Here is a 6,194-nt window from a genome sequence, read left to right as displayed (position 1 = left end):
AGGCGCTGGCGGTGGGCGAGGTCACGAAGTCCCGCGACCTGTCCGTGGTGGTCGGGTATGCCGGGACGGGGAAGAGCACCATGCTGGGTGTCGCCCGCGCGGCATGGGAAGAGGCCGGGTACCGGGTGCGCGGGGCGGCGCTGTCGGGGATCGCGGCGGAAGGTCTGGAAGCGGGGTCCGGGATCGAGAGCCGGACGCTGGCCTCCCTGGAGCGTGCGTGGGCGCGTGGGTTCGACCTGCTGGAGCGCGGGGACGTGCTGGTGGTGGACGAGGCCGGCATGGTGGGGTCACGGCAGATGGAGCGGGTGCTCTCAGCTGCGCGGGATGCCGGGGCCAAGGTGGTTTTGGTGGGCGATCCCGAGCAGTTGCAGGCGATCGAGGCTGGTGGTGCGTTCCGGGCGGTGGCCGAGCGGGTCGGGTCTGTGGAAATCACCGCCGTGCGCCGGCAGCGTGAAGGCTGGCAGCAGGCGGCCACGAAGGAGCTGGCGACCGGGCGGACGGATAGGGCGCTGGAGCGCTATGAGACGGCTGGCCTGGTGCGCGGTCATGACACGCTGGAAGAGGCGCGGGCCGGGGTGGTGGCCGGATGGGATGAAGCGCGTCAGGCCGCGCCAGAGGAAAGCCAGATCATGCTGGCGCATCGGCGTGTCGATGTGCGGGCGCTGAACGAGGCGGCGCGGGAGATCCGGCGGGAGGCGGGTGAGCTGGGTGACGACGTGCTGGTGTCGACCGCCCAGGGCGAGCGGATGTTCGCGGACGGGGAGCGTGTCTACTTCCTGCGTAATGACCGGGAGCTGGGGGTGAAGAACGGTACGCTGGGCACGGTGCGGGGCATCGTGGGGTCGCCTGATGCCGGGGATCTCGTGCTGTCGGTGCAGCTCGACGGGCCGGGTGGGACCGGGCGTGGCCGGGTCGTATCCGTGTCGGTGGCGGATTATGACGCGCTGGATCATGGCTATGCGGCCACCATCCACAAATCGCAGGGTGTGACGGTGGACCGGGCGCATGTGCTGGCGACGGGAAGCCTGGATCGGCACGGGGTCTATGTGGCGCTGTCGCGGCATCGGGAGAGCGTGTCCGTCCATTGGGGCCGGGATGACGTGGGCGACCGGGACGGGCTGGTGCGGCGGCTGTCGCGCGAGCGGCTGAAGGATACCACGCTGGATTACCTGCATGTCCGGGATCGGGATGCCGGGTTTGCGCGACGACGCGGGCTGCATGTCCCCGAGAGCGAGATCGTGGTGGAGCGCGGCAAGGCTGCCTCTGGCCCCCGGAAGGACAGGCAGACCGAAGCTGTCCGTACGCCGGATCCGGCACCGGCACAGCGGAAGCGCGGGATGTTCGACGGGCTGGACCTGTCCGTGCGGGGGCGTGGCCGGACGGCGGAAAAAGACGTGTCGGCCGGGATGGATGCCGGGGCCGGGAAGGGGGAAAGTGAGGTTGAGCGTGAGGCTCCCGCCTCTCCTTTTGCCGGGTTGCGGCTGCCGCGCGTGCAGCGCGCGCAGGTGCCGGCCGGGCTGGGCGGGTTTGTGCCGGGTGGTGATCCGCTCCACCAGGTGGTGGAGCAGTATGCGCGGGCGGTGCGGGACATCGGGCGCATGGTGGAGCAGGACCTGCCGGTGCTGGAGTACCAGAAGAAGGCATGGCTTGACGCCAGCACGGCCCTGGAACAGCTACGGCCCGGGGCGGTGATTGCTCTGGAAACCGCCGTGAAGCACGAGCCGGAGATCCGTCAGGCCCTGTACGGGCTGGAGGGGCCGGCGCGGGCGCGCAGGCTGGTCGAGGGGCTGGAACACGAGGACAAGGTGCGGACAAGTCCGGAATTGCGGGCCGCGCGGTTCGTGAAGGCATGGGACGGGCTGAGCCGTGAGCAGCAGGGGGTGGCGCTCAAGGAACTGAAGCGGGACGCGCAGCTTGAATCCCTCCTGCGGCAGAAGGGACACGAACTGGGCGTCCGGAAGGGATCGACGCTCGATCATGGATTGCAGCCGCAGCGCACGCGCTCGCTGTCGCGCTCCAGGGGGCGGGATATGGATATGGGGATGTAGGAGATTTTGATTTACGTTAAGCAGTGACGTCATATATGATGTCACTATGCGCGTTGTTCTTGATACGGATGTTGTTCTTTCGGGATTCATGTCACCGGACGGAGCGTCCCGGCAGCTTTTGCTGGGGGCCTTGGATAGGAATTTCAGTCTGCTGCTCTCCACGACCCTCCTGGTCGAATACGAGGCGGTGTTGCGTCGTTCTGAAAACCTTTTTCGAATGGGCGTTCAGGGGGATGAAGTTCTGGAGGTTCTTGATGGACTTGCAGGGTGCTGCGTCCCGGTTTCTTTTGATTACAGGTGGCGACCGACAGGTGCGCACGGTGATGATGAACTTGTGGTTGAGACAGCGATCAACGGAAATGCGGATGCGATCGCCACGTTCAATCTGAAAGACATGCAGCGGGCCGTATCACGGTTCGGTATTCCAGCAGTGCGGCCAGGTGTTCTTTTGCGAAGGATGAGAGGATGAGTAGCAGTAAAATCCAGCTTCGGCTTCCGGAAGATATGCGGGAAGCCGCAACGCGTCAGGCGGCGCTTTCAGGTGTCAGCATGAACCTTTTTGTTGCGACGGCTGTCGCGGCCCGTCTGGGTGGGCAGGCAGAAGCGGAACGGTATTTTTCCGCACGGGCGACACGGACCACGCCTGCTCGTGCCAAAGCTCTTCTGGAGCGGATCGGAACAAAGGGGCAGATCAGGGACGATGATCGTCTGGACGTGCCGGAAAACTGAATCTGGATGAGGGGATGTCGGGTTTTTCTGGAAAGATATCGAAATTATATTTATGATATCATTCCAGGAAATGAGGAGTCCTGTCATGTCTTCTGTGGTTATTCGTAATCTTCCGGAAGAGACGCATCGGGCGCTGAAGGCGCAGGCCATGCTGCATGGGCGCAGTACGGAAGCAGAGATCCGGACCATTCTGGAAGCGGCCGTCCGGCCGCAGCAGAGGGTCCGGCTGGGATCGCTGCTGGCAGCCATCGGTCGTGAGGCGGGTGTGAGCGAACAGGATGTCGCGGCCTTGCAGGTTCGGGATCAGACCCCGGCTGAGCCGATGTCCTTCGAATGATCCTGCTTGATACCAATGTGATCTCGGAGCCGTGGAAGCCTGTGCCGGAGCCGCGTGTTCTGATCTGGATTGATGAACAGGCGATCGAGACGCTTTTTCTGTCTGCCGTCACGGTGGCGGAACTGCGTTTCGGGATCGGGGCGATGCCGACCGGTCGGCGGCGTTCTGTACTGCATGAGCGGCTGGAACAGGAGGTATTGCCCTTGTTCGCGGGGCGTGTCCTGTCGTTCGATCTGGCGGCGTCCCAGGCCTATGCCGAACTGATGGTGCGGGCCAGGTCAGAAGGTCGGGCGATTGGCAAGGCAGATGGCTATATTGCGGCAACCGCTGCATCCCGGGGTTATGTCGTGGCCAGCCGCGACGTGTCTCCTTTCGAGGCGGCCGGTGTGCGGGTTCTCAATCCGTGGGAGGATACCTGATGTCCTGCGGCATGCTTGAGAGCGGATGATTTAATGTGTATGATTTCTATTGGAGATACACATCATGCGAACAAACATCATCATTGACGATGCCCTCATGACAGATGCGCTGAAGGCGTCTGGCGTCAAAACCAAGAAGGAAGCGGTCGAACTCGGGTTGCGGACGCTGATCAAGCTGAAGCAGCAGCGGGAACTCCGCACCTTGCGGGGAAAGCTCGACTGGCAGGGTGATCTTGATGCCATGCGCTCCGACGCATGATCCTGGTGGATTCATCGGTCTGGATCGATTTTTTTCGGGGGAAGACGACCCCACAGGTTGATCTTCTTGACCAGATGCTGGGGGAAGATCTGGTCAGCATTGGCGATCTGATGATGACCGAGGTCCTGCAGGGTTTCTCAAACGAACGGGATTTCAATCAGGCACAGAGGATGCTGGGTGCCCTGGACCTGGTTGAAATCGGTGGTCGCGATGTGATGGTCGAGGCGGCGCGGTATTTCCGTCATCTACGCGGTCGGGGCATTACGATCCGGAAAACCATTGATACCCTGATTGCGACCCGGTGCATCGTGAGCGGTCATCGCCTGCTCTACAGTGACCGGGACTTTGATCCGTTCGTGGACCATCTGGGGCTGGAACGGGCTGCCTGATCGGGGGGGCAGGCTACCGGGGGAGGTATGTTGTGCAGGAAAAAGAACAAGCCGTGTGTCAGGAGACAGCGCATCTTCTGAGTAGTCCGCGCAATGCGGAAAGATTGCGACGGACTATTCAGAACGCGGCTTCAGACAGTCGGCCAAACAGGCTTACGCTCCTGGCAATGGAAGAAGGGCGAAGGCGGCTGCTTTTCGGAAAGCAGGAAAGGGCCGGAACGCAAGAGGCTGGCCAGGATGATGATCGTCTGGACGTGCCGGAAAACTGAATCTGGATGTGGGGATGGTTCCATCATGAGCGAGACGGATCCGGCAGCCCGTGCCTTTGAGGATCTGTGCGCCGAAATGACGGTGCTCCGGCGCAGCGTGGAAGCGCTGCCCCAGGCATGGCGGGACAACCGGCCGCCTGACTACACGCCGGACCTGGCCAGACTGGTCAAGGCCCTGAACGACGTGAGCGCGCGCATGAAGGCGATCGAGGCCAGTCCGACGCTGAAGATGACACCGCAGGCCTACGGGCAGGGGGTACGCCAGGCAGGGCTTTCTGTCAGTCAGGACATGCAGGCCGCCTTTCATACCGCGATCCGTGCGGTTCAGGTGGAGCGGCAGCAACTGACCGACATTGTCGGGCAGGCGCGCACCCGGGACCGGCAAAGCTGGTGGGTGTTGAAGGTAGGGCTGGCCTGTCTGGTTGCAGGGATCGGGTTGTCTCCTGTTCTGGCGTATCTCTTGCCATCTTCTGTCGGGACGCGAGTGGCATCTTTTATTGTTGGGGAGAAAGATCGCTGGAACTCTGGGGCCATGATGATGGCGGTCAGCAATCCTGAAGGCTGGCAACGTGTACGTGAGGACAGCCAGCTGGTTGAGGTCAACAGAGACAGGATTGCAGCTTGCCAGAAAGTGGCCTCAGGTCAGGAAAAAACTCAGAAATCTTGTGTCATCATTGTTCCGTCAGAGCAGGAATAGTCTGTGGAGAGATATGAAGCCGAAATAGAAAGTGACATGTCAAAGAAACCGGATTTCTTTGACGGATCATTCTGACGTGTTAGAAAAAACGCATATTGCTACCACGTCAGGATGTCATGTTAACGTCAACCTACCCTATTCGGCCTTTACCGCCTCAGACGGAGATAGAAACGGTTCCGGTTCTCAGGGCGCTGGTCGAGGCCAACCGGGCTTTGGCGGAGTTGAAGGGGCGGGCGGCAACCATTCCTAATCAGGGGATACTGATTGATACGCTGGCTTTGCAGGAAGCCAAGGCGTCCTCGGAAATCGAGAATATCGTCACCACCCAGGATGAGCTCTTTCAGGCGGATCTGTTTCCCGAGGGGCCGGACTCAGTGGCGGCCAAGGAAGTCGCCCTCTATCGTGATGCCTTACATCTGGGATTTCGGCAGCTGAAGGAAACCGATGGCCTAGTCCTGAACAAGGGGCTGATCGCGATTTTCCAGATGCTCAAGAAGCGGGAGGATGGGTTTCGAAATACCCCTGGAACAGCCCTGAAGAACGAGCGCACGAGGGAAGTGGTCTTTGTGCCGCCGCAGGACGGGCGGGAGATTATCGGGCATATGTCGGATCTGGAGCGGTCCGTGAATGATGACGGGCTCTGTGACCTGGATCCACTTGTTGATTTTCACTGAGAACTGATGGTGTGGACGGCTCCCTGTGGTCCTGAGAGGATGCTGAGGAGTTGAATGTCAGTGAAGGAAACCATCATGCATCAGTTGGTCCGTATCGGCATGGATACCTCGAAAAAAGTGTTTCAGCTCCACGGCGTGGATGCCGAAGAGCGGGTTGCGCTAAGCCGGAAACTGAGCCGACATCAGATGATCCGGTTTTTCGAGAAACTGCCGCCGACAGTGATTGGCATTGAAGCCTGTGGGGCCTCCCATCACTGGGCCAGAACCCTTGGCGCGCTCGGCCACGAAGTAAGGCTGAGAGAGTGTCCGATCTTCTGTGTATAATTGATCTGGTCCATACTTCACCGAAAGGAAGTATGAATGACCATCTCGA

General features: G+C 61.0%; 9 protein-coding genes and 1 pseudogene. All 10 read left to right on the top strand.

The window, feature by feature from the left end; translation table 11 throughout:
• Positions 1 to 2,048: Ti-type conjugative transfer relaxase TraA (traA, locus tag GEU01_RS18940; protein WP_019087319.1), on the top strand; the 2,048-nt coding region annotated here is incomplete at its 5' end.
• Positions 2,049 to 2,094: 46 nt separating this feature from the next.
• The gene (locus GEU01_RS18935) at positions 2,095 to 2,517 is read left to right on the top strand and encodes a putative toxin-antitoxin system toxin component, PIN family (RefSeq protein ID WP_010517487.1); all 423 of its coding nucleotides are present in this window, start codon (positions 2,095 to 2,097) and stop codon (positions 2,515 to 2,517) included.
• The gene (locus tag GEU01_RS18930; protein ID WP_007396295.1) at positions 2,514 to 2,777 is read left to right on the top strand and encodes a toxin-antitoxin system HicB family antitoxin; all 264 of its coding nucleotides are present in this window, start codon (positions 2,514 to 2,516) and stop codon (positions 2,775 to 2,777) included. The genes GEU01_RS18935 and GEU01_RS18930 overlap by 4 nt, the downstream gene beginning before the upstream one ends.
• Before the next feature lie 85 nt (positions 2,778 to 2,862).
• Complete coding sequence (locus GEU01_RS18925) at positions 2,863 to 3,114, top strand: FitA-like ribbon-helix-helix domain-containing protein (protein WP_019087318.1); 252 nt, start codon at positions 2,863 to 2,865, stop codon at positions 3,112 to 3,114.
• Positions 3,111 to 3,533 carry a type II toxin-antitoxin system VapC family toxin gene (locus GEU01_RS18920; protein ID WP_010517484.1) on the top strand — a complete coding sequence of 141 codons (423 nt, stop codon included), beginning with the start codon at positions 3,111 to 3,113 and terminating at the stop codon, positions 3,531 to 3,533. Before GEU01_RS18925 ends, GEU01_RS18920 begins: the two co-directional genes overlap by 4 nt.
• Positions 3,534 to 3,597: 64 nt before the next feature.
• Positions 3,598 to 3,792, top strand: a complete 195-nt coding sequence (locus GEU01_RS18915; RefSeq protein ID WP_026018878.1) for a type II toxin-antitoxin system VapB family antitoxin — start codon at positions 3,598 to 3,600, stop codon at positions 3,790 to 3,792.
• Positions 3,789 to 4,181, top strand: a complete 393-nt coding sequence (vapC, locus tag GEU01_RS18910; protein ID WP_019087316.1) for a type II toxin-antitoxin system VapC family toxin — start codon at positions 3,789 to 3,791, stop codon at positions 4,179 to 4,181. Before GEU01_RS18915 ends, vapC begins: the two co-directional genes overlap by 4 nt.
• A gap of 294 nt (positions 4,182 to 4,475) precedes the next feature.
• Positions 4,476 to 5,147 carry a DUF6118 family protein gene (locus GEU01_RS18905; RefSeq protein ID WP_026018877.1) on the top strand — a complete coding sequence of 224 codons (672 nt, stop codon included), beginning with the start codon at positions 4,476 to 4,478 and terminating at the stop codon, positions 5,145 to 5,147.
• Between the two features lie 116 nt (positions 5,148 to 5,263).
• Entirely contained in the window at positions 5,264 to 5,821 is a 558-nt protein-coding gene (locus GEU01_RS23345; protein ID WP_019087314.1) for a Fic/DOC family N-terminal domain-containing protein, read from the top strand.
• Between the two features lie 75 nt (positions 5,822 to 5,896).
• Positions 5,897 to 6,118: pseudogene (locus GEU01_RS23340) on the top strand (IS110 family transposase); the annotation flags it as partial.
• Positions 6,119 to 6,194: the final 76 nt, after the last annotated feature.

The sequence above is a fragment of the Komagataeibacter europaeus LMG 18890 genome (genome assembly GCF_000285295.1).
GTDB classification, from domain to species: Bacteria; Pseudomonadota; Alphaproteobacteria; order Acetobacterales; family Acetobacteraceae; genus Komagataeibacter; species Komagataeibacter europaeus.
Note: the sequence above shows the minus strand (reverse complement) of the source record. Positions and strands in the feature narration are given on the sequence as shown.